Source organism: Micrococcus sp. HMSC31B01 (assembly GCF_001816085.1).
In the GTDB taxonomy this organism is placed as follows: Bacteria; Actinomycetota; Actinomycetes; order Actinomycetales; family Micrococcaceae; genus Micrococcus; species Micrococcus luteus.
Genome location: NZ_KV825191.1, coordinates 1 through 1371 on the forward strand (window position 1 = coordinate 1; position 1371 = coordinate 1371).

General features: G+C 63.2%; 1 protein-coding gene and 1 pseudogene. Both read left to right on the forward strand.

What is annotated here, in order from left to right; all coding sequences use genetic code 11:
* A partial coding sequence (locus HMPREF3105_RS07825; RefSeq protein WP_246830354.1) for an rRNA adenine N-6-methyltransferase family protein occupies positions 1–340 on the forward strand: 340 nt, incomplete at its 5' end.
* A pseudogene (locus HMPREF3105_RS12730) lies at positions 337–1340 on the forward strand (IS481 family transposase). The gene HMPREF3105_RS07825 and the pseudogene HMPREF3105_RS12730, both read left to right, overlap by 4 nt.
* Positions 1341–1371: the final 31 nt, after the last annotated feature.

Below are 1371 nucleotides of genomic sequence, written 5' to 3' on the forward strand. Positions count from 1 at the left end.
GCCAGCCCCGAGCGTGGACGGTGGCCTCTTGGAGATGACTCGTCGTCCGGACCCATTGCTCAGCCCAGACGCGAGAGAGTCCTACCGACAGTTCGTCCATGACGTTTTCACCAGTAGGGGCAGGGGTATCGGCGAGATCCTGGCTAACGTATCCAGCTCACTCGGAAAGCGGGGAGCGCTCCAGTTGTTGAAGAGCGAGGGGATTCGCTCCTCGTCCCTGCCCAAAGATCTCTCAGCGGAGCAGTGGGCTCGCCTCTTTACCAGCGCGTCGCCTACGAAGAGTGCCAAAACCGGAAGGAACGCACACCCCGCCCACTCCGCACGGCGGCAAGGTCGATGACCCACGCCAACGCACCCCTCAGCCTCGAAGGCCGTCGACGGCTGATCCGACGCTGCCGTACCCGACCGATCGCACACGTCGCAGCCGAGATGGGCATCTCTCGCGCGTGCGCGTCGAAGTGGGTGAATCGATGGCGACGACATGGCGATTCCGGGCTGCGCGATCGATCCTCGACGCCACATCGGAGTCCCAACGTGACGCCGGCATGGGTCGTTAAGCAGATCGAAACCTGGCGGCGTGAGCATAAGTGGTCGGCTCAGCGCATCAGCGACGAGCTTGCCGACAGTGGGTTCAGGATTGACCGCCGCACTGTCACTCGGCACCTGACCAGGCTCGGCCTGGGCAGACGCAGGTTCATCGATCCCGGTGGAGACAACAATCGCAATCCCGGGAAGATCGTCGCGCGCTGGCCCGGTCATATGGTGCACCTGGACGTGAAGAAGGTCGGCCGAATACCCGACGGCGGCGGCTGGCGCATCCATGGCCGCGACAGCGACCAGACCAAGACTGTCAGTCGAGCGAAAGCGGCTGGCGCGAAACGCGGTTACACCTACCTGCACTCGGCCGTCGACGGCTTCTCCCGACTCGCCTACACAGAGCCGTTGTCGGATGAGAAGGGAGCCACCGCGGCGGCGTTCCTGGCCAGAGCCAAAGTCTGGTTCGCAGCCCACGGCATCACCCACATCCACCGTGTCGTTACCGACAACGGGGCGTGCTACCGGTCCGGTGACTTCGCGTGGATCGTAGGCAGAGCACCCGCCATCAGAAGACCAAGCCGTACACCCCGCAGCACAATGGAAAGGTCGAGCGCTACCAGAGAATCCTGGCCGAGGAACTGCTCTATGCCCGAAATTTCAACAGCGAGGAGGACCGCTCGTCCGCGATCTCTGTCTGGAACATCCACTACAACTACCACCGCCGGCACAGCGGCGCAGGGGGCTGGCCACCAGCATCTCGAGTCCGGGAGGGTGTCACTAACGTCCAGCCCTCATACAGCTAGCCGGACTAGTTGTTGTGGGTCATGAGGTTCT